The organism is Pedobacter sp. ASV28, assembly GCF_016428855.1.
Taxonomy (GTDB): Bacteria; Bacteroidota; Bacteroidia; order Sphingobacteriales; family Sphingobacteriaceae; genus Pedobacter.
In genome coordinates this window covers 1-25,849 of the sequence record NZ_JAELTN010000050.1, presented here as the reverse complement: position 1 = coordinate 25,849, position 25,849 = coordinate 1, and the positions used below count along the sequence as shown (strand labels likewise).

Annotated in this window: 26 protein-coding genes; 23 read left to right on the top strand and 3 right to left on the bottom strand. The window is 38.5% G+C overall.

The genetic code is table 11. The features are described from left to right. Window positions 1–27 precede the first annotated feature (27 nt). Window positions 28–831, bottom strand: coding sequence for a 4-(cytidine 5'-diphospho)-2-C-methyl-D-erythritol kinase (gene ispE / locus JHD79_RS16910; protein ID WP_199120482.1), 804 nt, complete (start codon window positions 829–831; stop codon window positions 28–30). A gap of 26 nt (window positions 832–857) precedes the next feature. After that, entirely contained in the window at window positions 858–1,442 is a 585-nt protein-coding gene (locus JHD79_RS16905; protein WP_199120481.1) for a DUF1287 domain-containing protein, read from the bottom strand. 178 nt (window positions 1,443–1,620) lie between these two features. Between JHD79_RS16905 and JHD79_RS16900 the strand changes: the two genes are divergently transcribed. The 10 genes from JHD79_RS16900 to JHD79_RS16855 all read left to right on the top strand — a co-directional run bounded on the left by JHD79_RS16900 (window position 1,621) and on the right by JHD79_RS16855 (window position 16,111). Next, on the top strand, window positions 1,621–2,415 hold the full coding sequence (locus tag JHD79_RS16900) for a thymidylate synthase (protein WP_199120480.1): 795 nt from the start codon (window positions 1,621–1,623) through the stop codon (window positions 2,413–2,415). A 48-nt stretch (window positions 2,416–2,463) separates the two neighbouring features. Next, window positions 2,464–2,952, top strand: a complete 489-nt coding sequence (locus tag JHD79_RS16895; RefSeq protein ID WP_199120479.1) for a dihydrofolate reductase — start codon at window positions 2,464–2,466, stop codon at window positions 2,950–2,952. A gap of 109 nt (window positions 2,953–3,061) precedes the next feature. Continuing rightward, a complete protein-coding gene (secDF, locus tag JHD79_RS16890; RefSeq protein ID WP_199120478.1) occupies window positions 3,062–6,031 on the top strand; it encodes a protein translocase subunit SecDF in 2,970 nt (989 codons plus the stop codon). Window positions 6,032–6,217: 186 nt separating this feature from the next. Then, on the top strand, window positions 6,218–6,823 hold the full coding sequence (locus tag JHD79_RS16885) for an RNA polymerase sigma-70 factor (protein ID WP_199120477.1): 606 nt from the start codon (window positions 6,218–6,220) through the stop codon (window positions 6,821–6,823). A gap of 96 nt (window positions 6,824–6,919) precedes the next feature. Then, window positions 6,920–8,110 carry a FecR family protein gene (locus tag JHD79_RS16880; protein WP_199120476.1) on the top strand — a complete coding sequence of 397 codons (1,191 nt, stop codon included), beginning with the start codon at window positions 6,920–6,922 and terminating at the stop codon, window positions 8,108–8,110. Window positions 8,111–8,435: 325 nt separating this feature from the next. Beyond that, window positions 8,436–11,804 carry a TonB-dependent receptor gene (locus JHD79_RS16875; protein ID WP_199120475.1) on the top strand — a complete coding sequence of 1,123 codons (3,369 nt, stop codon included), beginning with the start codon at window positions 8,436–8,438 and terminating at the stop codon, window positions 11,802–11,804. Window positions 11,805–11,814: 10 nt separating this feature from the next. After that, window positions 11,815–13,350 (top strand): RagB/SusD family nutrient uptake outer membrane protein, encoded by a 1,536-nt coding sequence (locus JHD79_RS16870; RefSeq protein WP_199120474.1) that lies wholly within the window; start codon window positions 11,815–11,817, stop codon window positions 13,348–13,350. A gap of 179 nt (window positions 13,351–13,529) precedes the next feature. Then, entirely contained in the window at window positions 13,530–14,828 is a 1,299-nt protein-coding gene (locus JHD79_RS16865; RefSeq protein ID WP_199120473.1) for an NAD(P)/FAD-dependent oxidoreductase, read from the top strand. Further along, window positions 14,809–15,258 (top strand): methylglyoxal synthase, encoded by a 450-nt coding sequence (locus JHD79_RS16860; protein WP_199120472.1) that lies wholly within the window; start codon window positions 14,809–14,811, stop codon window positions 15,256–15,258. Before JHD79_RS16865 ends, JHD79_RS16860 begins: the two co-directional genes overlap by 20 nt. Next, window positions 15,233–16,111, top strand: a complete 879-nt coding sequence (locus tag JHD79_RS16855; protein ID WP_199120471.1) for a hydroxymethylglutaryl-CoA lyase — start codon at window positions 15,233–15,235, stop codon at window positions 16,109–16,111. The genes JHD79_RS16860 and JHD79_RS16855 overlap by 26 nt, the downstream gene beginning before the upstream one ends. Window positions 16,112–16,126: 15 nt before the next feature. Here the strand turns inward: JHD79_RS16855 and JHD79_RS16850 are convergent, their stop codons facing one another. Further along, window positions 16,127–17,116 (bottom strand): hypothetical protein, encoded by a 990-nt coding sequence (locus JHD79_RS16850; protein WP_199120470.1) that lies wholly within the window; start codon window positions 17,114–17,116, stop codon window positions 16,127–16,129. Between the two features lie 424 nt (window positions 17,117–17,540). Between JHD79_RS16850 and JHD79_RS16845 the strand changes: the two genes are divergently transcribed. The 13 genes from JHD79_RS16845 to JHD79_RS16790 form a co-directional block, all read left to right on the top strand. After that, the gene (locus tag JHD79_RS16845) at window positions 17,541–17,750 is read left to right on the top strand and encodes a hypothetical protein (RefSeq protein WP_199120469.1); all 210 of its coding nucleotides are present in this window, start codon (window positions 17,541–17,543) and stop codon (window positions 17,748–17,750) included. A gap of 100 nt (window positions 17,751–17,850) precedes the next feature. Next, window positions 17,851–19,518: a tetratricopeptide repeat protein gene (locus JHD79_RS16840; protein WP_370583354.1), complete on the top strand. Its 1,668-nt coding sequence runs from the start codon at window positions 17,851–17,853 to the stop codon at window positions 19,516–19,518. 11 nt (window positions 19,519–19,529) lie between these two features. Further along, entirely contained in the window at window positions 19,530–20,195 is a 666-nt protein-coding gene (locus JHD79_RS16835) for a response regulator transcription factor (protein ID WP_199120468.1), read from the top strand. 218 nt (window positions 20,196–20,413) lie between these two features. Then, on the top strand, window positions 20,414–20,647 hold the full coding sequence (locus JHD79_RS16830; protein ID WP_199120467.1) for a hypothetical protein: 234 nt from the start codon (window positions 20,414–20,416) through the stop codon (window positions 20,645–20,647). After that, window positions 20,647–20,934, top strand: a complete 288-nt coding sequence (gene yidD, locus JHD79_RS23210) for a membrane protein insertion efficiency factor YidD (protein ID WP_199120466.1) — start codon at window positions 20,647–20,649, stop codon at window positions 20,932–20,934. The genes JHD79_RS16830 and yidD overlap by 1 nt, the downstream gene beginning before the upstream one ends. A 13-nt stretch (window positions 20,935–20,947) precedes the next feature. Continuing rightward, window positions 20,948–21,280 (top strand): YegP family protein, encoded by a 333-nt coding sequence (locus JHD79_RS16820; protein WP_199120465.1) that lies wholly within the window; start codon window positions 20,948–20,950, stop codon window positions 21,278–21,280. A gap of 9 nt (window positions 21,281–21,289) precedes the next feature. Continuing rightward, window positions 21,290–22,354 (top strand): type I restriction endonuclease, encoded by a 1,065-nt coding sequence (locus tag JHD79_RS16815; RefSeq protein WP_199120464.1) that lies wholly within the window; start codon window positions 21,290–21,292, stop codon window positions 22,352–22,354. Continuing rightward, window positions 22,355–22,732 (top strand): DUF6804 family protein, encoded by a 378-nt coding sequence (locus JHD79_RS23205; protein WP_370583353.1) that lies wholly within the window; start codon window positions 22,355–22,357, stop codon window positions 22,730–22,732. A 5-nt stretch (window positions 22,733–22,737) separates the two neighbouring features. After that, the gene (locus tag JHD79_RS16810) at window positions 22,738–23,145 is read left to right on the top strand and encodes a hypothetical protein (RefSeq protein WP_199120463.1); all 408 of its coding nucleotides are present in this window, start codon (window positions 22,738–22,740) and stop codon (window positions 23,143–23,145) included. Window positions 23,146–23,150: 5 nt separating this feature from the next. After that, window positions 23,151–24,479 carry a hypothetical protein gene (locus JHD79_RS16805; protein WP_199120462.1) on the top strand — a complete coding sequence of 443 codons (1,329 nt, stop codon included), beginning with the start codon at window positions 23,151–23,153 and terminating at the stop codon, window positions 24,477–24,479. A gap of 10 nt (window positions 24,480–24,489) precedes the next feature. Further along, entirely contained in the window at window positions 24,490–25,356 is an 867-nt protein-coding gene (locus tag JHD79_RS16800) for a hypothetical protein (RefSeq protein ID WP_199120461.1), read from the top strand. A gap of 58 nt (window positions 25,357–25,414) precedes the next feature. After that, complete coding sequence (locus tag JHD79_RS16795; protein WP_199120460.1) at window positions 25,415–25,627, top strand: hypothetical protein; 213 nt, start codon at window positions 25,415–25,417, stop codon at window positions 25,625–25,627. Next, window positions 25,609–25,849, top strand: a 241-nt coding sequence (locus JHD79_RS16790; RefSeq protein ID WP_370583352.1) for a thermonuclease family protein, incomplete at its 3' end; no start/stop codon positions are given. The genes JHD79_RS16795 and JHD79_RS16790, both read left to right, overlap by 19 nt.

The window sequence follows — 25,849 nt, the reverse complement described above, 5'->3', positions numbered from 1 at the left end:
TTAGTCTTTTTGCTTTAGACTTTCAGCTTAAATATTATAAAAAACTAAATTATCTTTCTCCAAGGTTGGTAGCTTTACGTCTTTTTCAAATAGGGCAAATACCGACGAACCACTACCACTCATCAGTGCAAATTTAGCACCTGCCTGATAAAGCTTTGTTTTTATTTCGTCAATTTGCGGATGATTTGCAAAAACAGAAGGCTCAAAATCATTAAAAATATGAGCAGCCCAATCTTGTAGGGGCAAATGTATCAAATCTTTTAGAGATGTAGAAGGTTGTTTTACTTTTACCTGACCATAAGCTTCGGCAGTTGATACATGTATGGGCGGTTTGACCAATACCATATAATAAGCAGACAGGTCTATTTCCAACGTCTCAAACTCATCGCCCTTTGCAAAAGCATAGGTAGGTTTATTGCTGATGAAAAATGCACAATCGGCCCCGAGATTTCTGGCATAACCTTCCATCTGGTCGATACGAAGTCCCAATTCGAATTTCTGATTAACCAGCTTGATGAGAAAAGCAGCATCGGCACTGCCACCGCCCAAACCTGCACCAACGGGTATATTTTTCAATAAAATGATTTGCTGATGCGGTAAATTAAAATCTGACTGTAAAGTCTTAAAAGCTTTTAAACAAATATTGTCATCCACATTGCTGGGAATATCGATGCCCTTAATTTCAATAGTGGTTTCAACAGCATCGATCAATTCTATTACATCATATATTTTAACCGGATAAAAAACCGTTTGCAGGTTATGATAACCATCAGTCCGCTTTTCGGTTAGGAATAGTCCTAAATTTATTTTTGCATTGGCAAATGTCAGCATTTTTGGCTTTTTTGGTTGGTTAAGGTTTATATTTTGTATCCATAGTGCCCTATAATTTTCCAGGAGAAAAGGCAATCTGAAATTTCTTGTCCATTGCCTATGTTATGAACAATCAGATAGCGTTTTCCATCGGCAGATTTCTGGTTAATCACCAAACCGATATGGGTCTGTTTACCATTTAGGTCCCAACATACAATATCACCTGGCAAATAATCTGCTGCAGCTTTACTCATGGGTTTCTTTGTGCCTTTCCTTCCAAAAAACACCATTAGATTGGGTACTCTTCTATGATCTATATTGGTATCGGTGGTTTTAAGCCCCCAATGATTTGGATAAAGCCTGAAATTCTTTTTCATGTCCTCGTGCACTTCCTTTTGCAGATCCGTACCTAACGTTCGATAGGCCCTTATGACCACATCTGTACAAACACCTTTACCTTCAGGCACATCGCCATTGGGATAGGGAATCTTAAAATACGAAGGATCATACACCACCTTTTTTTGAGTGAGTGATACAGCTGCTCCTGCTACTTTGAGTGCTTGCGATGTCTGCCCAAAGCCCCATTGCCCAAAAAAGCAGCATAAAAGTGAAAAGATTATTTTTCTAAACATGATTGCAATTGCAGCAAATTTAGCTAAATGTCATCTATTTCATATATAATTATAGTACTTCTTATGATATAATCAACAAAGTGCAGTATTGTTGAAAAAACCTAAATTGCTGTTCCTATTAAATCTTTAGCTTTGTACCTTAGCAAAAGGTAATTTCATTATTGCCTACTACTGGATTATGAAGCAATATTTAGATTTAATGCAGCATGTGCTGGATAGCGGCACACAAAAGCACGACAGAACAGGTACTGGAACCATTAGTGTATTTGGGTACCAGATGCGTTTTAACTTGCAGGATGGCTTCCCTATGGTGACGACAAAAAAGCTGCACCTAAAATCTATCATCCATGAATTGATCTGGTTCCTAAGTGGCGACACCAACATTCAATACCTAAAAGATAATGGGGTGAAGATATGGGATGAATGGGCAGACGAGAACGGCGATCTAGGCCCGGTATATGGTTCGCAATGGCGTTCCTGGCCAAAACCGAATGGCGAGAAGATAGACCAGATTACCCAGATCATTAACGCGATTAAAAACAATCCAGATTCAAGACGTATTATCGTTTCTGCCTGGAATGTGGCCGAAATAGAAAATATGGCGCTCCCTCCCTGCCATGCCTTTTTCCAATTTTACGTAGCCGATGGCAAGCTAAGCTGTCAACTCTATCAACGAAGTGCTGACCTATTTTTGGGTGTGCCATTCAATATTGCTTCTTATGCCCTATTGACCATGATGGTAGCACAGGTATGTGGATTGGAACCAGGAGATTTTATCCATACCCTTGGAGATGCCCATTTGTACAATAACCACATTGAACAAGCTCGTTTGCAATTAAGCAGAGATCCAAAACCTTTGCCAACCATGAAAATCAATCCTGCGGTAAAAGATATTTTCTCTTTTAAATTCGAAGATTTTGAACTGATAAATTACGAGGCTCATCCACATATTAAAGGTGTGGTGGCAGTATAAATACATCGTAATTTCGAGGCACGAAGCAATGACGCAACTTTCTAAAAAATGAACCCCATATCTATCGTAGTAGCCATTTCAGAAAACAATGCCATCGGTAAGGACAACCAACTGCTTTGGCATTTACCGGCCGATTTAAGACATTTTAAAAATATAACGACCGGTCATACCATTATTATGGGCCGTAAAACCTATGATTCGATAGGAAAGCCACTACCTAATAGAAGAAATATTGTGATTACCCGTCAACAGGGCCTAAAACTGGAAGGAATAGAAGTGGTCAACTCTTTGGCAGAGGCCCTGTCGTTATGCGACCCCACTCGAGAAGCTTTTATCATTGGTGGCGCAGAAATCTATAAACAGGCCTTGCCCTTGTGCAAACACATTTACCTAACTACCGTTCATCAAACTTATGAGGCTGATGCTTTTTTTCCCGAACTTTCTGCAAATGAGTGGAGAGAAATCGAAAAAGTAGCATATCTTGCAGATGAAAAAAACAAAGTTCCTTACTCTTTTTCCACATTAGAGCGCATATAACGTCTCTCTTTGAACAAAATTACAATTAGGCGTTCTATTAATTAAAAAAATAATTAGATTTGCCGACTTGTTAAAAAACAGCGTAACATAAAATTATAATAAACAAACAATGCAAGGTAAAGGTTTTATTAAATTCATGGCAATACTTTTGGGTATCGTCTGTCTGTATTCACTTTCTTTCAATATCATTACTTATAATGTAGAGAAAAAGGCCAAGGAGTTTGCTAAAGGTGATGAAGCTAAAGAAAAGGCATACCTGGACTCAATGGCAACTGTACCTGTATATCCGGTATTAGGCCTTACCTATCAACAAGTAAAAAGTAAAGAAATCAATTTAGGTCTAGACCTTAAAGGTGGTATGAATGTTACCATGGAGATTTCTTTGGCCGAACTGACTAAATCATTGGCAGGTAATACTTCCGATGAAAACTTCAATAAGGCCCTCAGCAACGCGCAAACCCAATTGAATGCCGGTGGAAAAGACTTTATTGGATTATTTGTTAATGAATATGAGAAATTAGTTCCAAATGGAAAATTAGCAGATTTCTTTGCCAACCAAGATAATGCTAGCCAGTTAAAAGCTAATGCCAGCAATGCTGATGTAAAAAGCTTTTTAAACAAAGAGGCTTCTAGCGCTATTGACCGTTCATTCATCATCTTACGTAGTCGTATCGATGGATTTGGCGTAGTAAGCCCTAACATGCAGAAACAAGAAGGTTCTAACAGGATCTTTATTGAAATGCCTGGTATCCAAGATAAAGAACGTGTACGCAAATTGTTGCAAGGTTCTGCTGAGCTACAATTCTGGCAAACCTACCAATCTCAGGAAGTATATCCTATTTTGGACAACATCAACAAATCTCTTGCCCTGCTTGTAAAAGATACAGCTGCCGTAACCCCGGGAGCTGCAGCCGATACTACAGCCAAAGGTGGTAAGCTAGCAGGCCTGACCAAAGGCAATACAAAAGCTGCAGACACTTCGAAAGAAGCTTTGGTAGCTAATGAGCTTAAGAAAAACCCTTTATTTGCGGTTTTAAGCCTTCCTACTTACCAAGCCGAAAATGGCCAACAAAGTTTACGTCCAGGACCGGTAGTGGGCTGGGTATTGCAAAAAGATACTGCGAAGGTAAATGCCTTCTTCAACAGAGCCGATATTAAATCTTTAATTCCGAATACGCTTAGGTTTATGTGGAGCCTTAAACCAATGCAAGGCACCAAAGCATTCGAATTATATGCCATAAAAGTTACTTCTTTAGATGGCAGACCTGACTTAGGCGGAGAAGCTATCTCTAACGCCCGCGATGGTTTCGACCAGAACAACAAACCAGATGTAACCATGTTCATGACCAGCGAAGGTGCTGCCAAATGGAAAAAAATTACAGCTGATGCTTCTGCTGACCCAAGTAACAAAAAGGCAATTGCTATTGTATTAGACAATACTGTTTACTCTGCCCCTACGGTACAAAATGAAATTCCTAATGGTGTTTCTTCTATTACAGGAAGCTTTACTAAAGAAGATACCAAAGATTTGGCCAATGTATTGAAAGCAGGTAAGTTGCCTGCTCCTGCCAAAATTGTTTCCGATTTCGTTGTAGGTCCATCATTGGGTAAACAGGCGATAGATAGCGGCCTATCTTCATTTGTGATTGCCTTTATTGTGATCTTAGCTTTCATGGCCTTCTATTACAACAAAGCGGGTTGGGTAGCTAATATAGCCTTGGTGATTAACCTATTCTTTATCATGGGTATACTTGCTGCCTTTGGTGCTGTACTTACCTTACCTGGTATTGCAGGTATCGTATTAACCATTGGTTTATCGGTAGATGCCAACATTCTGATATTTGAACGTGTACGTGAAGAATTGGCGCTGGGGAAAAATACAACTGTTGCCATTAGAGAAGGCTTTAAGCATGCTATGTCTTCTATTATCGACTCGAACGTAACCGTATTTATCTTAGGTATTATCTTGTTCATTTTTGGTACAGGTCCAGTACAAGGTTTTGCGACTACCCTATGTGTGGGTATTGTAACTTCGTTATTTGCCGCGGTATTAATTTCCCGTATCATTTTCGAATCGTTAATCGAGAAGAAAGCAACGATTACCTTCGATAACAGCATGACCAGAAATGCATTCAAAAACTTGGCCTTCAACTTCGTTGGTCATAGAAAGTTATACTATGCTATTTCAGGAATCATCATCATCTTAGGGGTAGTTTTTTATGTAAAAAATGATGGTTTGCACCTAGGTGTAGACTTTAAAGGTGGTAGAACTTACATGGTGAAGTTCGATAAGCAGATGAATACTGAAGAAGTAGCCAAAACCTTAACGGCAAGTTTTGAAGGTGAAGAAGCGCTGGTAAAAACTGCAGGAACTGACAATTCACTAAAAATCACTACACCTTATCATATCACCGATCAGGATCCTAATGCTGATAAAGTGGTTGAAACTGCCTTAAGAAAAGGTTTAGATGGTCTAGGTACAAAATATGATATTGGCAGCTCGCAAAAAGTAACACCAACTATTGCCAGTGATATTATTTATGGTGCTTACGGAGCTGTATTGTTCTCTTGTCTGGTAATGTTTATCTATATCTTGGTACGTTTCAGAAAATGGCAGTATGGTCTGGGTGCGGTTATCGCTTTATTCCACGACGTATTATTGGTACTTTCGTTCTATACCATTTTAGATGGCATATTGCCTTTCCCTCTTGAAATTGGTCAGGATTTTATTGCGGCTATCTTAACGGTAATGGGTTACACCATGACTGAAACAGTAGTTGTATTTGACCGTATTCGTGAGAAACTATCAGATAGTGGCAAAGACGATGTACATGGACAAGAGCGCATTAACCTAATCAACTTTGCCCTGAACAGTACATTAAGCCGTACCATTCTTACCTCGTTAACCGTATTCTTCGTGTTGATCGTTATCTTCATCTTTGGTGGAGACAGCATCCGCGGCTTTATATTTGCTTTATTGATAGGACGTGTTATTGGTACCTACTCATCGCTATGTATCTCTACCCCTATTGTAATTGACCTTTCTGGAAACAAAGAGGATATCAAGGCACTTAAGTAGTATATCTAAACCAAATTATAAATCAAGGGGTCCCGAAAAATTCGGGATCCTTTTTTTTTGTACCCTATCCAATATTTATTAAAAGCGCTATTGTGGACAGTATAAGCTAAAAAGTAATAATGGCTTCTTATCCTATCATTTACAATTATTTAACATTTTACTTATATTAGCCTAAACTTAACAAACGTGTCAGCCTATCATCACTATACCGAAGACCAACTGGTAGCCTTTTTAAAAATGGGCGACCATGCCGCTTTCACCGAAATATACAATCGGTTCTGGGAAAGACTGTGTGATGCAGCATACCAACGGTTGCACTCACGTGAGGATGCCGAAGAAGTAGTGCAGGCCGTGTTTGTTAGCCTTTATGTAAAGCGGGAGGATTTAAATCTAAAAACAACCTTAGAAGCCTATTTAAAAGCAGCCTTAAAATATAAAGTCATAGATGCCTATCGCTCACAACAACTTTACTACCGCCATCTTGATCGACTGATAGCAGATCATCAACTTTTATTGCCTACACCTGATAAACACATAGAAATTAAAGAGCTCGAGAGTCAGGTATTATTGGTAACCCATAAACTACCCTATAAATGCAGGGAAGTGTTTATCATGAGCCGTTTCGAGCAACTTTCACATCAGGAAATAGCAGAACGCACGGGGATTTCTATAAGCACCATTAAAAAACATATCCATAAGGCACTCTCCATACTGCGCAGTAATCTTTCCAATACCTATCTTAATATACTACTGGTTAACGCCATAGTGTTCAAAATATATTCCGCTTTATAAAAAATAAAAATCTGTAATTCAGAGACTTAAGCTATTATCTAAAAATAATATTCATTTGGGATAGAACCTTTATGCCTTTTCTTCGAGTATATCATAATGGGTACAGAAGGGCAGTATAAAAAGTATATCTTAGAAGTGATGGATCGCTACATAAAAGGCGAGGCTACTGAAGCTGATAAGCTTGAGCTTGATGAATGGTATGCCAAATTTCCGCCTTACCAAGGGTACGCTGATTCAATGAGCACTTCTGAAAAACTCCAGGCCAAAGATAAAATGCTGCATAATATTAATAAGCAGATTTATCAGGAGGCGATCCCCACCAAACAAAAGCATAAAAATATATTATCAATTGTTAGCCTAGCAGCGGCTGTTGCTGTGGTCATATTAACTACTGGGTTATTATACTATTTTAAGCAGCATCAGCACCATAACAACCCTCAAGTTGCACAACTTATAGAGCCAGGCGGTAATAAAGCTTTCCTTACCCTGGCAGATGGCAGTCGTATTTCTCTTAATGATGCCAATAATGGAAAAATTGCCAAGGAAGCTGGGGTAACCATCAGTAAAACTTCCGACGGAAAATTAATCTATAATACCCATTCGATAACCGGCAATGAGGTTAACACCGTAAATGATCACAATACCATTGAAACGCCAAGTGGTGGACAATATCAAATACAATTGCCCGACGGCACTTCTGTCTGGTTAAATGCAGCATCAAGCTTAAAGTATCCAGTTAATTTTTCTGCAAAAACAGAACGTCATGTCTACCTTACAGGAGAAGCCTATTTCGAGGTGGCAAAAGATAAGGCTCGTCCATTTGTGGTAACAGCGGCCTCTACATCTGGCGATCAAAAACAACAACATGTTGAAGTATTAGGAACGCATTTCGACATCAATGCCTATAATGATGACAATACCATAAAGACCACATTGCTTGAAGGAAGTATAGTAGTAAAGCTTCCCTCCGAAACGATCCAATTAAAACCCGGGCAGCAGGCTATAAACACTGGTAACGACCTAAAAATTGCCCATGTAAATACAGAATATGCAGTAGCCTGGAAAGATGGTTATTTCCGTTTCAACGATAAAACATTAGAAATGGCCATGAAAGAGATTTGCAGATGGTACAATGTAAATGTGACCTTCAAAAATGCTTCGTTAAAAGATGAGCCACTGGCAGGCACGATTAGCAAGTACAGCAGTATTGCACAGGTACTAAAAAAAATGGAATTAGCCGGTGCTTTTAGGTTTACCGTTAAAGCTCGGGAAATTACCATAGAATAAAACATAACAATTCATAATTAACCAACAACCTAAAAAACAAGACAAGACATGAAAGAAATAAGAGAATCACCTTAAGGCCATTCCTACCGCAACGATAAAAACCAGCACTCCGACGGCCATCGGAGCCTGGCGAATATCCTGCTTGATTGAAATTAGCGTATAAACTATTTTATGACCAAAAACAAGACAGACAAACTTAGGAAATATTGCTTGAATAACAATATTTTCAGGCTCGTCATGCCCCTAAGCTATACTGTCTACAACCCATGACGAAATGAATAAATTTTGCCCAAGAATATCCTTTTTACCAAAAATCCTGCTCATAATGAAACTAACGACTTTACTTTTAATCGTTACCATCATTCAGGTTAGCGCAGCCGGATATGCGCAAAAACTGACATTAAAACAGAAGAATGCTAACATTAGCCTGGTATTTGATGAGATTAAGAAACAGACAGGGTACGATGTCTTCTATCTACCTAAAATCTTAAACACCAATAAAAGAATTAATGTAAATTTTAATAATACACCATTAGATGAGGTAATGAAAATATGCCTGCAAAACCAGCAGGTGAAATATACCATAGATGAAAATACTATTGTAATTACAAAATTAGATAATAACCATACCACACTGCCTAACTTTAACAATGAGTTATTAGCCATTGATATTAAGGGAAAAGTAGTAGATGAGAAAGGTCTGCCATTACCTGGTGCAAACATAAATGTTAAAGGAAAAAGCAACATCGGTACGTCGACAGATAACCAAGGTGAATTCACACTCAAAAATGCGGCAGAAGGCGACATCCTAATTATTTCGTTTCTAGGCTACCAATCTAAGGAATTGAAAGCCAGCGCAAACCTCGGCACCATCGTATTAGAGCAGAGCGACAGGAGTCTGGAAGAAATAGTAGTACAGGCGTACGGTACTACAAAAAAGAGGGCATTGACCAATGCTGTATCTACCATTTCAGCAAAAGAAATTGAAAATAGACCGATTTCAAACATTACCACGGCCTTGGTTGGAGCAGCTCCAGGTATACAAACCACTACAGGTAGTGGACAACCAGGAGCAGGTCCGTCAATACGTATCAGGGGATTTGGCAGTATCAATGGTGGGGTTGACCCATTATACGTAGTAGACGGTGCTCCTTTTGAAGGCGCTCTGAATAACCTCAATCCAGATGATATAGAAAGCATATCTATATTAAAAGATGCTTCTGCTACAGCTTTATATGGTTCCCGAGCTTCAAATGGCATTGTGTTGATTACCACCAAAAAAGGTAAAAAAGGCGCTGGCGTACTCACCGCTAAAGTAACACAGGGTATTAACTCTAGAGGCTTAAGCGATTACGAGACCGTAAATGCCTATCAATACTACCCATTGTTATGGGAATCGATGAGAAATAGCCTGGTATTGGGCGGAAGTGGCCTGGCTGCAGCCAATACCCAAGCTAGCAACGAAATTGCTGCGGCTTTGGGCTATAACCCTTTTAATGTGCCCAATAATCAGATTGTGTTGCAAAACGGACAGATCAATCCCAATGCACAATTATTGTATCCAGATGATCTGGACTGGAAAGAAGCCATTAGAAAAAATGGTCTGAGAAGTGAATATAACCTGAATTATAGGGGCGGAAGTGATAAGAATGATTTCTTTGCTTCGTTAGGATACCTCAAAGATGAAGGGTATTCGGTACTGACCGATTTCAACCGTTTCAATGGCAGGGTAAATCTCAACAGTCAGATCAAAAATTGGCTAAAAACTGGAATGAACTTATATGGAACCTTCCAAAAAACCAGAATTGGTAACGAAGCAAGCGGAATTTGGGAAAATCCATTTTATGTAGACATGTTATTTGCCCCAATTTATCCTGTTTATAAACACAATGCAGATGGCTCCTTCTTGCTTGATGGACTAGGAAACAAGATTTTCGACGACGGTTTTAACCGTCCGATAGCGCCGGGAAGAAATGTTCTGGCAGAAACTACCTATAACGATAACTTCACTGAAAGATCATTATTTAGTGGAAGAACCTACGTAGAAATTGCATTCCTAAAAGACTTCAAGCTTACCAACAACTTTAGTTTAGACCTTAATAATTATAGGTTCAATGTATTCGATAGCCCAATAATTGGTGATGGACTAACCACTGGTGGGCGTACAAACAGAACCCTTTCTACCACCAGAACAATCAATATCAACCAACTGTTAAATTATAAAAAAGCAATTAACAAACACAATATTGATGTGTTACTGGGCCATGAAGCTTACCAAAGAAGATATGACTATAGCTATGGCAGTGCCTCTGGACAAATTGTAAGCGGGTCGACAGAATTAAGAAACTTCAACACTATTTTGTCGCTATCTTCTTATCAGGACAATTATACATTGGAATCTTATTTTGGAAGGGCCGAATATAACTACGATAATAAATACTTTTTTTCTACCTCTTACAGAAGAGACGGTTCTTCCAGGTTTAAGGCCGATAGCCGGTGGGGAAATTTCTGGTCTGTTGGGGCAGGCTGGACAATCAGCAATGAAAAGTTCTTTGATGTTAAGGCTATTAGCAACTTAAAATTAAGGGCATCATATGGTTTAGTCGGTTCTGATGATTTGGGAGGATACTATCTGTATCAGACTTTCTATGATACAGGCTACAAAAACGGAAATGAGCCTGGTGTAAAGCAGTCTTTGGTACTCGGTAATGACGAGTTGATGTGGGAAACCAACAAAAACATGGACATCGCCTTAGAATTTGGCTTATTTAAGAACAGGGTTTCAGGTACGATTGAGTTATTTAGAAGGTATACTGACAATCTGCTCTTCACAGTACCTTTGGCCATGTCATCAGGCCTGAACTCTCAAAACCAGAACTTCGGAAGTCTTGAAAACAGAGGTATAGAAATTCAACTAGAGGGAACTGCCATTAAAAGCAAAGACTTTAAATGGAATGTAGGCATCAACTTGACAAGCTTTAAAAATGAGATTTCCAAACTTCCCTATGAAGAATATATTGATGGGACCAAAAAATATATGGTGGGAAGATCACGCTATGATTATTGGCTAAGACAATGGTATGGGGTTGATCCTGATAACGGAAATGATCTTTATATTGCTAACAGCCCTACAGTATCCGGGGCCAAAACCTTGGCTGATGGTACTATTGTAACACCTAACGGAACCGAGGCAAAGTACGATTATTCAGGCCAATCTATCCCAGATTTTTACGGAAGTTTGAACAATACCCTCTCCTATAAGAACTTTACGCTGGACTTTAGGTTTATCTATCAGGTTGGCGGCGTATCATTAGACAATGACTACCAGTCCCTAATGTACAATGGTACCTATGGTAGAAATTTACATGTGGATGCCCTAAATGCCTGGAAAAATCCTGGACAGGAAACAAACGTGCCGCAAAGAAGAGTTGCTACGACCATGTACGACAGTACCAGATGGCTTACAGATGCATCCTATCTCTACCTCAGATCAGCAAGTTTAAGTTATAATTTACCAAAATCATTAACCAAAACACTAAATATTGGAGATGGAAAAATCTATCTGACTGGTGAAAACATGTTCATGTTATCCAAACGAAAAGGATTTGATCCTTCACAAGCTTACAACGGAAACACTTCCTACACCTATGCCCCAACAAGGGTTGTTTCCATCGGTATTAATTTAACACTTTAATCTAAGCAACATGAAAAAGAATATATTTATATACTTAATTGGATGCCTAGTTGCATTTTCAGCGTGCAAAAAAAGTTTTTTAGAGACTTTTCCAACAGATCAGGTTGCACAAACTACCGTTTTCGAGTCCATTTCCAATGCCAAATTAGCGGTTAATGGTATGTACCGTCTATTATACCTTCAAATTTCCAATCAATCGCAAGATGGTCATACGGCCATGATGATCAATATCGACGCAATGGGAGAAGATTTAGTATGGTCTGGTAATACTTATACCTATCATAAACCTGCTTTAAGGTGGGTAGACCACAGAAGTGCGTCGACCGCACTAACTGCTTACCCCTATCGCTTATATTATCGCATAAATAGCAATGCCAACATGATTATCGATAACATAGATGGTATAGAAGGTGCAGAAACCGAAAAGAATACCATTAAGGGAGAAGCATTGGCGATGAGGGCATGGTGTCATTTTCAACTCATCCAATTATATGGCAAACGCTATGTTAAAGGAGTGCAGAACAGTCAACCTGGTATTCCCATTGTCATTTCATCCGATGGTGTTGATCAACCCAGATCATCTGTAGAAGCAGTTTATACCCAAATAAACAAAGATTTAGATGCCGCTATCGGTTTGCTATCTAATGCCACTACCACCATCAATACCCACATTAATGTTAACGTAGCCAAGGGCATCAAGGCCAGGGTAGCGTTGACCATGCAAGATTGGGAAAATGCCGTGAAATATGCCCACGAAGCCAGAACAGGAAAACCGTTGATGACCGGCACTGAGTATGTAGACAATTTTACCACCATTAACAATAAAGAATGGCTTTGGGGAATGAACCAATTGCCAGACCAAACTCCAACTTATGGTTCTTTCTATTCCTACATAGCAGGCAATTATAATTCCTCTTTCAATAGGTTAGAACCTAAAATGATCAATTCTATTGTTTACAACCGTATTTCAGCTACCGATATCAGGAAGAAATTGTGGTGGGATGGCACCACCGCCGACAAAGTAAATTTTGGGGTTAGGGAAGGTGGTACGGGCAATCCACCTAGCGACGCCAAGTATGTAAAATACATGAACAGAAAATTTATGGTTCCAGACATCACCAGCAGAGCTGGAGATATTCCATTAATGCGTACCGCAGAATTGATCCTCATCGAAGCAGAAGCCCTGGCCAGGATGGGAAATAGAGATGCAGATGCGGCACAGGTACTTTTCCTCTTAGCCAATAACAGAAACCCACAATACATATTATCTACCAATACTGGTGCTACCCTAATCGATGAAATTATGTTTCAGCGTAGGGTCGAGCTTTGGGGCGAAGGATTTAGGTTCTTTGATTTAAAAAGAACCGATTCTAACCTTGATCGAAACGGAATGGACAATCCAAGGGTATCTAGTGTAACCTATCTCACCATTGCCACCACGCTTTATAAGGATAAGGCTTCAACCAACAACCTGTGGGAATACAAAATTCCTCAGGATGAGATTGACGTAAATAAAGCCATGACACCGGCAGACCAAAATCCTTAACGCCTTAAATGTTAGTGTAGCCATTGCTTTGCTAGCAAATCTATTAGAACCCCACAGCCTTCATTGACTGTGGGGTTTTCTGTATATACGATGTTAGCAAAGAACTATTCCATTCTTAATATCTAAGTCAAGTTCCTATATTTACAAAAACTAAATTCCCTATTATTAGTTTATCAGATATGGAATACGAAAAAAAGAAAATCGTTATTGTTGGCGGGGGCTTTGGGGGCATAGAGCTGGCCAAAAAACTTAATGACAGACATGTCGACGTTGTCATATTAGATAAGCATAATTACCATACTTTTCAGCCCCTACTCTACCAAGTGGCTACCGGAGGACTAGAAGCCGACTCCATTGCCTTTCCCATTCGTAAAATATTTAAGGGACAAAAGAACCTAAAGTTCAGGGTCACTGAAGTTAAAAAAGTAAAACCACAAGAGCATATATTAGAAACCTCTATTGGCGAGGTAAGCTATGACTATTTGGTTATTGCCACTGGATCTACCAGCAATTTCTTTGGGCAGACAGAAATTTCTCAAAATGCCATGCCCATGAAATCGATTCCCGAGGCCCTTAACCTCCGAAGCCTGATTTTACAAAATCTTGAAGCGGCTCTTATTGCCAAAGACCCAACGGTAGAGGCAGAACTGCTTAACTTCGTAGTAGTGGGTGGAGGCCCTACGGGCGTAGAGACCGCTGGTGCCATTGCCGAACTTAAAAAACATGTTCTAAAGAATGATTACCCAGAATTAGACCTGAACAAGGTCAATATTTATTTGATAGAAGGATCTCCTGAACTATTGGGCGCAATGTCTGTTCAGGCGCAGCAGAAGTCCAGAAAATTCTTGGAAGAGTTGGGCGTAACCGTATTTACCGAAGCCCGTGTACAAGCTTATGATGGGAAGACCCTCTCCCTTGTAGATGGCAGAAACATCGGTTCTGCTACCGTGATCTGGAGTGCGGGCGTGAAGGGTGTAGTACTTGACGGCTTAAATACCGATATGGTGGTAAGAGGTAACCGTTTGAAAGTAAATGGCATTAACCAAGTTGAAGGTTATGATAACATTTTTGCCATTGGCGATGTGGCAGCCATGATTACCGAAGAAACCCCAAATGGACACCCTGGTGTCGCTCCCGCAGCCATACAACAGGGCAAACAATTGGCCAAAAACCTGATCAACCTTATCGAGAACAAACCTACCGAGCAATTTAAATATTTTGATAAGGGCGCCATGGCTACCGTAGGCCGAAACAGAGCTGTGGTAGACATTAACAAGATCCGTTTCCAAGGGGTATTTGCCTGGTTTACCTGGATGTTCGTGCATTTGATGACATTGGTAGGTTTCAGAAACAAATTGGTAGTTTTTGTGAACTGGGTATGGAGTTATTTTAGCTATGATAGGGGAACAAGATTAATTATCAGACCATTCAAACCTTATAAAGAATACAAAAAACCACATGACATTCAAGAATCTTAGTGCAAATAAAACCATTGCCCTAGTGGCTCATGACCATCGAAAAGACGACCTGATCAAATGGGCTGTTTCCAATAGGGAAGCACTAAGCCAACACCATTTATCAGCTACCGGAACTACCGGAAAACTTTTAGAAGAAAAACTCAACCTGCCTGTAAAAAAGGTATTGAGCGGACCATTAGGTGGCGACCAGCAAATTGGGGCCATGATTGCCCAAGGTGAAATTGATATCTTGATCTTTTTTTGGGATCCTATGGAGGCACAACCCCATGATCCGGATGTAAAAGCCCTGCTCAGGGTAGGCATTGTATGGAATATTCCCATGGCCTGTGATGTGGCCACTGCCGATTTCCTGATTTCGTCTCCCTATATGAAAGGCAGCTATAGTGCAGCATTAACCGATTACGATGAGTACAAAAACAGAAAACTTTAAAGGTCAGATCAAATTGATCGAGTGCCCCCGCGATGCCATGCAGGGCCTTCATGATTTTATTCCTACCGAAATCAAAGCGGCCTATATCAATTTGCTCCTCAAAGTGGGTTTTGATACGTTAGACTTTGGCAGCTTTGTGTCGCCCAAAGCCATTCCACAGATGCAGGATACCGAAGCGGTGTTGGCACAGCTCGACCTCAGCCAAAGCACCACCAAACTCTTGGCCATTGTAGCGAACCTGAAAGGGGTGGAAAATGCCATAAAACATTCAGAAATCACCTATCTAGGTTTTCCATTTTCTATTTCAGAAACTTTCCAACAACGCAATACCAATTCCAGCATTTCACAATCGCTACATACGGTAGAAGAAATGCTGAATTTATGCGAACAGCACCATAAAATTGCAGTGGTGTACCTATCTATGGGCTTTGGCAACCCTTATGGTGATGAATGGAATCCCGATATTGTGACCATGTGGGCAGAGAAACTCATCAGTAAAGGCGTAAAGATCATCTCAGTTGCCGACACTGTTGGGATATCTAGTCCTGAAAAAATAAAGGCCATCTTACCCCCACTTCTACAACAGTTCCCTAATGTTGAATTTGGGCTTCACCTGCATAGTACACCTGCGCAACGATTAGAAAAAATTGAAGCCGCCTTTATAACAGGCTGCACTCGGATAGATAGTGCCCTAAAAGGTTTTGGTGGTTGTCCTATGGCTGCCGATGACCTGACGGGAAATATCGCTACCGAAGAAGTGATCGATTATTTAAGTTTGCAGGGCATTGACCTTGGTCTTCATAACAAGGCATGGCAGGAAGCCATGATGTATTCCAGCAGGGTTTTTGGTTAACGTTATTTGGCTCTTTTAATCTTCATCAATTTCAGAAAGCCGTTTGCTGGCTCCGTATTTTTGCCATATATATATGCTTAATGGTTTCAATACCCGATCGGTTTTAATGGGGTGTTTACCTTTTGCAGTAAAAAACTCTACCTCATTGTTTATTTTCGAATACCAAACCCTATCTACCGAGTTAAGGCTAATGGTATCTGGATTGGTAATCTTCCTAAAATGCCGAACCTTTTCTTCTTTTAACGCTACAACTGGTGTTTCGTCTATTTTGCTATCGCAAGCCACCATCTCATAATGATCACCCGCCCAATACATACATCTTTGGTTACGTTCCATCAACCAATAAGCACCCCCCATCATAAGAGTGACCAACATCAAAAGTACCACTGCTAGTACAGCTTTATTTTTTGTAAGTTTTATTTTCCTACCTTCTGTACTCACCTTAACTCCTGCATGACCAATCTCGCTACTTGAGATTTGATTTTCTAAAATAGTTGTCACATCTACCAATGTAGGCACATCGTCACTAAGCTCTTCCTCCTTAATATCTTCTATTATGGTTGTAGGATCATCACTTTTGCTAATACCAATCTCCTCTCTATTTGAACAATCAATAATAGGTTGGACTTCTATGCTTGAACCACCATAAAAACTCTTATAATATATTGTACTCGGCCTAGGTTGAAAATCGATTAACCAAGCCAAAAGTTCCGTATTTCTTTCATCTGTTTTTGTTGTCTTTTGAATTAAGTGATTTAATAATGGCCTAAAATCTCCGGGATCCGCGGCTAAAATCATCTTACGAAAATTTGCCCCTATCTTATCAGCATCAAAAAACATAGCAAATATATCTGCATCTTGGGCAGTATATCTTTTATCATAAACCCTCAAGCACTCTCTTTTTAATTTTGCAGCAGTTGGCTTCAACAAGCATGGATGGAGCTCTTGTTTTTCTTGCTTATTCTTAAAGAATTTGAATACTATGTCTTGGTAATTTTCAGTCATTTTTTGAAAATTTAATTATAAAAATAAAATGAAATATCTAGGAATTTTACGGTTTTCCGGAATTCTCCAAGAATTTATCAGGAATCTAGCAGGATTTTTTCGGAATTGAAAAGAATTAAGAGCATTACCCAAAAACAAGCTCTTTACGCTCCACATCTTTGCTTTAGAAATCAGTCAACAACAACTTACAAGAATAAAAGTACAAAACTGATTTCAAAAAATGAGCAGATATCACGGTAGTAAAAAACCGGTTTGGGAAGCAGTTACTAGCTCCCGTGATTGACACTCGAAACACTTCCCAAAAATTTCAGAAGGCCTTCTGAATAACCTACAGTAAACCGAGCAAACGATTCGTTCGGAGCTGCAATTATTCACATTCTAAATTTTTAAGAAAATGTTTTTACCCGTTTTTATAGCAATCCTAATGGGATTTATTTCCCCTAACCATGCCTCAAAATGTAACGGAGGTACTGTATATGTAACGACAAATGATTCTGGCGCTCAGAACGACTCAGGTGATAATCCTGGTACAGGTGATGACGACGGTACAGGTGGTGGTACTGGCGGTGGAGGAAGTACAGGTGGTGGTGGTACAAGTGGAGAAGGTAGTCAGCTACCTCCTCCCAAACCATAACAAGTTAAAAAAGGTGGCATATGCCACCTTTTTTAATATCTAGTTTTCCCATAACCAAATAATGTTAATGGATTTTTTTATCTTAGAATAAAAACTAAACGTGAAACGCCCCAATCTTTTATTATTCTTCATCATTTTTTGGTTCTCTTGTTATAAACCTAAATTTCAGGAGAAAAAAGCGATAGATAATATATTCTACGACAAGGCATTTGAATACAGAGATAGCCATAATTCTGATAGTGCTTTTTTTTATTTCAACAAAGCTAAAGACTTTTATTTACAGCAAAAAGACAGCTTGGGCATAGGGAAATGCCTGCTAAATATGGCCATTATTTCTACAGATAAAGGAGATTATTTGGGTGGGCAGGAACTTTCGCTCAATGCAATACCTTATTTTAATGAGCACGATAAAAAACAAGTTGTTTACATCATTTCAAACTTCAACAATCTTGGGCTTGCTACCCAACATCTAGAGAACTATAATCAAGCAATAACCTTCTATCAACAATCCTTAAAGTATGCCACTGATAGCACTGAGATAGCTGTCATAAAAAATAACATAGCCAATACCTACCGGAGAATAAAAGATTATAAAAAAGCCATCGAGATTTACCAAATAGCTTTAAAACAAAATGCCTATGGTAAAAATTTCGCAAGAACCTCATCTAATCTTGCTTTTAACAGATGGCTTCAGAACCCACACTATAATGCCCTGCCAGAATTTTTAAAAGCACTTGATATCCAGCTAAAAGAAAATGATTTATTAGGCCAAAATGCTAGCTATTCCCATCTTGCTGATTATTATACAGAAAAACAGCCCGACTCTGCCTTAATTTATGCCAAAAAGATGTACCTCGTTTCCAAAGCCATATATAATCCCGATAGTCAACTACAAGCTTTGGAAAAATTAATCAGGCTTAGCCCTCAAAAATCTGCAAAGCAATATTTTGAAATATATCGAGAACTTGATGATAGTGTAGAAAATTCTCGCCATGCGGCCAAAAATCAATTTGCGCTCATCCGCTATGAGACTGAAAAGCATAAGGCCGACTTTCAAAAGGCACAAACGGAGAATATACAAAAACAGAATAGCATCCTGAAACTATATATTGTCTTAGCCATACTAACCACTTTTTTAGTATTTGGATTTATGTATTATAAAAGAAGAAAGAAAAGATTACAGCAGGAGAAAATACTAGAAATCAAAAATACCGAACTAAAATATTCTAGAAAAGTACATGATGTTGTTGCAAATGGCCTATACACAATAATGCTCAAGCTAGATCATCAGGAAGCGTTAAAAGATGACCCTATTGTTGATGAAATAGAAGAACTTTATGAAAAATCCCGAGACATTTCTTATGAGCTTCCTAAATTAAACGCTGTCCCTTTTAATGAAAAATTAACCGAGTTGATTTACTCTTTCCGTTCTGAAAATATTAAAATAAAACTTAGTGGCAATACGGCTAATTTATGGAAAAATGTAAATACGACAGCTAAACATGAAATAGAACATGTATTGCAAGAGCTCATGGTCAACATGAAAAAACACAGTGGTGCCACCCAGGTACAAATCCTATTTCAACAATCAAATCAAGACATCTTAATTCACTATATAGACAACGGAACTGGTCTGCCCAAAAACACCTCGTTTAAAAATGGGCTTACCAATACGGGAAACCGTATAAAAAATATTTCGGGCAACATTATTTTTGATACGCAAAATGAAAGCGGGCTAGAGATCCATATTTCTTTTCCCATTTCTTAAATACCTATTATATGTTTCAAAAAGTATTAATTGCTGAAGACCACGAAAGCATCAATTATTCTGTACAAAAAACATTGGCAGACCTTGGTATACCACACGATACCAGAAACTATGTATACTATTGCGACCATGCGCTCAATCGTATCAAAAAAGCAATTGGCGAAGGCCAACCCTACGAATTACTGATTACAGATCTTTCTTTCGAGGAAGATAGTCCTGATCAGCATATTACCGATGGTAAAGCATTGATTAAAGCGGCCAAGGAAATACAGCCAGATTTGAAGATCTTGGTCTTTTCAATTGAAAATAGATCTTCCATAGCATATTCCATAATGAAGGAGTTGGACATTGACGCTTATGTGCCTAAGGCCCGTCGCGATGCCCAAGATCTTAAGTTGGCCATAGAGACCATCCATCAGCATGGAAAATACCTCTCTCCCAACCTAAAAAGAGCACCCAAGGAAAAAGACTATGATTTTACAAAAATAGATCTCGCCATCATTAGCTTATTGGCCGATGGCAGACCTCAAAAAGAAATTCCATTTCATTTACAATTAAAAGACATCAAGTATAGTTTGAGCAGTGTTGAAAAGCGTCTTAAATCCATAAAGGAAACCTTGGAATTCACCAATAATGAGCAATTGATTGCCTATTGTAAAGACAAAGGCATTATCTAATAAATACTGCCAGGCATAGGGTTTTAGCTCCTATGCCCACCTATTTCCATTTTGAGGTTATTTCCTACATTGCCCCACAAGACTCCCCACTAGTTACTTATTGCCCCAATACTTTTTCATCATAAAATATTTTCCCAAATAGTTTTGGGGGTTTACGGTTTCCCGTAAATAACTGGCGATGGACTTCTCTACTTTTGGAAAGTTAAATAATTATAATTATGGAATATAAAGTAGTCCCGTTTGTAGCCACAATAAATCAGCAAAAAGAACAAACGAGCGTAGTCGCTAGCCAGTTGGAAGCGGTTATAGAAAATTATGCAAATCAAGGCTGGGATTATGTAAGATTAGAGAGTGTCTCGACCTATGTCCAACCAATTCATACAGGATGTTTTGGCAAAACCGAACCTGGCTACATGTCCTCTTACCAAATGGTAGTGTTCAGTAGAAAATAATGAAACTCCTACTGCTCTGGTTTATCAAATTATATTGGATACTTATTCCTAAAAATAAAAGACGGAAATGTCTTTTTAGGGTAAGCTGTTCAAAGCATGTTTACCAAACGACAAAACGCAAAGGATTACGGAAAGGATTACTTGCCTTCAAATATCGATTTGAAAACTGTAGGTCTGGTGTTTTGCTACACGAAAACCCTATCGACGGTAAAAAGATGATGATCCTGCCGAATAATCAAGTGCTGATAGAAAACGAAATATCTGAAAGAATTATCAAACCACAATAACCGCTTACCAACCATGGGAAAATTTATCATTACCAAAAGAAAAAATGGCGAATACCAGTTCAACCTGAAGGCCATAAACGGACAGATCATTTTAACCAGTGAAGGCTATGTAGCTAAGGCTTCTTGCCAAAAAGGCATCGAATCGGTAAAGACCAATTCCATCCTAGATTCTCGCTACGACCGCAAAATTTCCAAGAATAGCCAATATTACTTTAACCTCAAAGCAGGCAATGGTGAAATTATAGGAACCAGTGAGATGTATACAAGCATATATAACAGAGAAGCTGGAATAACAGCTGTAAAAAACAATGCACCAGATGCAGCCATTATAGACGAAACCCTCTAAAAGAAGAACATGGATCTTAAATTAAAACTAGAACAGCTTCACCAACGTGTTAATGGCTTAAAAGAGCAGATACAAACAGAAGAAGCCACCAAAAATGCTTTTGTCATGCCCTTTATCCAAATTTTGGGCTACGATATTTTCAATCCAACCGAAGTCGTACCCGAGCACGTTTGCGACATTGGTACCAAAAAGGGTGAAAAGGTAGATTATGTCATCAGAAAAAACGATGAACCTATCCTCATTATCGAATGCAAGCATTGGAAAGAAAATGCAGACGCCCATAACTCGCAACTTCATCGATATTATCACGTTTCTAAGGCCAGGTTCGGAGTACTTACCAATGGTTTTATTTACAATTTCTATACTGATCTCGAAAAACCAAATATCATGGACGAGAAACCTTTCTTAACTATAGATATTGAAGACCTGAAAGAAAGTGCCATCAAAATTTTGGAAAATTTCACCAAAAACGAGTATAACTTGGAAAGTATTCTCGATTCGGCCGAGGCCTTAAAATATATTAAGGCCATAAGAAAAGAATTTGAAAAAGAAATAGACCAACCTTCCGATGAGATGGTCAAGCTTTTGGTCAACAGATTCTTCGAAAAGCCCTTAACAGCCAATCGAATGGTTTCCTTTAAAGAATATACCAAAAAAGCCTTAGCAATTTCCATAAACGAATCGATTAGCTATAGACTTAAATCGGCGCTTAACATCAACGAAAAGCTTGAAAATCGGGACCACAAGGTGAACCCTGTTGACGAAAATAACGAACTCCCTAAGATCATTACTACGGACGAAGAGTTAGAAGCTTTCCAAATTGTCAAGGCCATTTTACGAGAGAAGATTCCGGCTGATCGAATTGCACCAAGGGATACCCAATCCTATTTCGGGGTATTATTGGACGACAACAATAGAAAGCCTATTTGTCGCTTTCACTTCAATAGCAATAATAAATATATAGAGCTATTTCATAAGGGCAAAGACGCCGGTGAAAAAATCCTGCTTATTGGTCCAGATGGCATTTATGATTATAGAAGCCAATTACATCAAACCATAGAAAATTATAGTTAAATGAGACCTTTCTTCTTTTTTTGTGCGGTTTGTTGTTTTCTGGCCCCATTCAGATTACCCATTGAGTACTATACTTTTCTGCGCATTATTATTTCTTTAGGAACCATCTTCATAATCTACCATTTCCTAAAGTTTAGAAATTATTACTGGTTATTGGTTTTCGTCACCATACTTGTTCTTTTCAATCCCGTATTTCCCATCCAACTATATAGAAAGAGCAATTGGGCGCCGATTGATATGATAGTGGGTGTATTATTTTTTCTCTTTACAGTGCTAAAGAAAAAAGAGCTAGTACAAAAAGAAAAGACAATAAAAGCACTACCATTAGAAAAAGCCTATACCAGAGACCGAATTATTTCACCCAAAAAACAAAACTAATTTTTATGGAGACGATCCAAATATCAGAAACCCTAAAAGCTCATTTTTTACGACTGTACCAAATGGCCATTTGTGACGAAAATTTTAGTGCTCTTGAGCTCAAAATGCTCTACAAGTTTGCAGAAGAAAGAGGTGTTACAGCTAATAATCTCGACAAAATCTTACTAAATCCAATTGACACCAAAAGTATGCTCCCAGAGCAGTTAGATGAAAAAATAGATTATCTATATGACCTCACTACAATGATTTGGGCAGATCAACACATCGATGCTAATGAGCGGTCCGCACTAGAAAAATATATTAAACTCTTCGGTTTCCTCGACGAAAATATTGAGGCAATTGCAGATTATCTACTTGAAGCCATACAATTAGGCAAAACCAAAACTGAAATCATTAATGAACTTCAAAACTAAATGCCATGACTACGCAAATTAAAAATATATTTCGCTTAAAATCAATTGTGCAGCCTCAAACATCAAACGATGAAGCAAAAGAAAATTCAACAGAAGAAATTGAGGAAGTAAGGAAAAGAACCTATCACGAATCTGGCTTTAGAGACGGCAGCAGAAATATAGGAGGCGCTCAAGCGCTTTCCATCTGCCTAAACGCTATCTATGCGAAGTTTCAGAACGAGGAAAAGCAACTGGTAGAAAAACAGAAACAGATCAAGGAACCTTATGTGAACGAGCAAAAAAACAAGGAAACAGAAATAAAGGCCTTGAGTGTAAGCAAAGAAAATAAAGAAGAACAGATTAACCGGATTAACGAAGGTATCAAATCCGTAAAAACCGATATCGAAATGTTAAGGTTCGAGATTAATGATCTGTCCAGAGATCCAGAAAAATATCATATAAAAGCTGAAAAAGGGGCTTCTACTAAATTTTGGGTGGGCCTAATTATTCTTATTCCCATAAGTTTATATCTATTTACATTTTACATCTCTACCTCCTATTCTGCTTTTTTCAAGGCATTTGATCCGAACAGTAATTTAATGGCCAATGTTCTAGATCCAAAAGCTTTTGAAAAAGCCTGGGGCGATGGAACATTAGAAGGGGCCTTTGTTACCTTAATCCCTTTTGTTTTCTTGGGTTTAGGTTATCTCATCCATATGTATAGTGAAAACAAAAGTATAGCCAACTATTTCAAAATAGGAATTTTGTTTCTCACCACTTTTGTATTTGATGCCATTCTGGCTTATCAAATTGAAGAAAAGATTTACGAATTGAATAAAACATTCGATTCATTACCGTTTAACCTCTCTATTGCTTTTACCAAGATCCAGTTCTGGGGGATCATCTTTGCAGGTTTTGTCGTATATGTTATTTGGGGATTGGTATTCGATTTTATCATGAAAGAGCATAAAGAAAAAGACAAGATCAAACATGAACAACAAAAAAGGCATAAAGATATTCTTATTCACCAAGAAAAAATTACCGACTTCGAAAAACAGAAAGAAACACTTATCAAGGAATTGGATAGTATCAAAGAACTTATTGCGAAAGCGCAGGGAAGAATTGCAGAATTGCAAAGAATAATTGATGCCGTAATTATTCCAACCAAAGAATATGTTTTGTATGCGTCAGAATACGTACAAGGATGGATCACCTTTGTTAGTGAGAAATTATATGTTTCGAAGAATGAAACTCAAAACCTAATCGAAGAATGTATAAACGTGTACAACACCCACTGCGAAAGTGTTGGTGCCAAAGAAGACTCTCAAAATTCAGTTTATTTATCAGTTGTCTAAATCCATTATCATGAAAGCCAAAATTTTACTCATCATTCCATTTTTTATACTTACGGCAAGTTTTAAAGCGGAAAATAAACTACAAAAGGCAGATTCAAATAACCTGAATATTAGTTTCCTGCTCGACCTTTCCGATAGGATAGATCCCAAAAAGAATACTAACGCTGCCATGGAGTATTACCAAAGGGATCTTCAATATATAAAATCTGTACAAAAAGCCTTTACCAATCACATCAAGCAAAAAAGAATAATGCAATTGAATGATCAGATGCAAGTTTTTTTTGATCCAGAACCAAAAGATCCGTTAGTAAACAAATTAAGTCAGCAACTAAAGGTAAGCTTCAATAAACTTTCGAGCAAGGATGAGATCAGCAATATAGATAAGACTTTTTCAGAAGTGCCATTGAAAATCTATCAATCGGCCATTAAAGATGGGCATTTCATTGGTTCAGATATCTGGCGTTTCTTCAAAAATAAGGTGCAGGATTATTGTATAAAAGACCATCACAGAAACATTTTGGTGATCATCACAGATGGCTATATGTATCATAAGGAAAGTAAATTTATGGAAAATAACAAAAGCTCTTATCTCAGTCCCGAATTTATTCAAGCAAAAAAACTAACCACTGCCAACTACAAAACCTTATTTGAAAAAAACAAGTTGGGTTTTATTCCTGCCATCAAGGGTTTACAGAATTTAGAGGTTATTGTTTTAGGAATTAACCCCGCAAAAAAGAACGCTTATGAAGAGGATGTCATTAACCTCTACTGGACAGATTGGTTCAAAGCAATGAATGTTAAAAAATTCTATATAAAACCTGCTTCCCTTCCTACTGACCTAGATCCGATCATACAACGTATCATTTCAGAAAAATAATGAATACCGCCTGTTGTGCAAAACCAGTAACCCAAAATAAGCCTTATAACTTACCCTCATGAAATCACTATTACTATTTGCCCTTTTTCTTTTAAACTGTGCCATTCATAAAGAAACTCCCGATGTTTACATTTGCGACAGTGGCAAAGCGCCAAGATACCATTACAAATCCAATTGTAGGGGCTTAAGCAATTGCAGCTATAAAATCGTCAAAATAAGCTTAAATAGAGCAAAAAAAGAAGGGAAAACCTTATGCGCTTGGGAAGATTAGCCATACTCGCCCTCTGCCTAGGCTATTGTACTGTTTTTGCGGCCGACAACCCACTGAAGATACTTAAAAATCAAATGTTCTTGGCCAAAGTAATCCGGATTTTGGATGGCGATACCATGGAAGTACTATATAAAAACACACCGCTTAAAATACGGCTTGCGCATATCGATGCTCCTGAGAAACTGTCTCTTATACACATCTCCGAGCCCACGAGACCTGCGT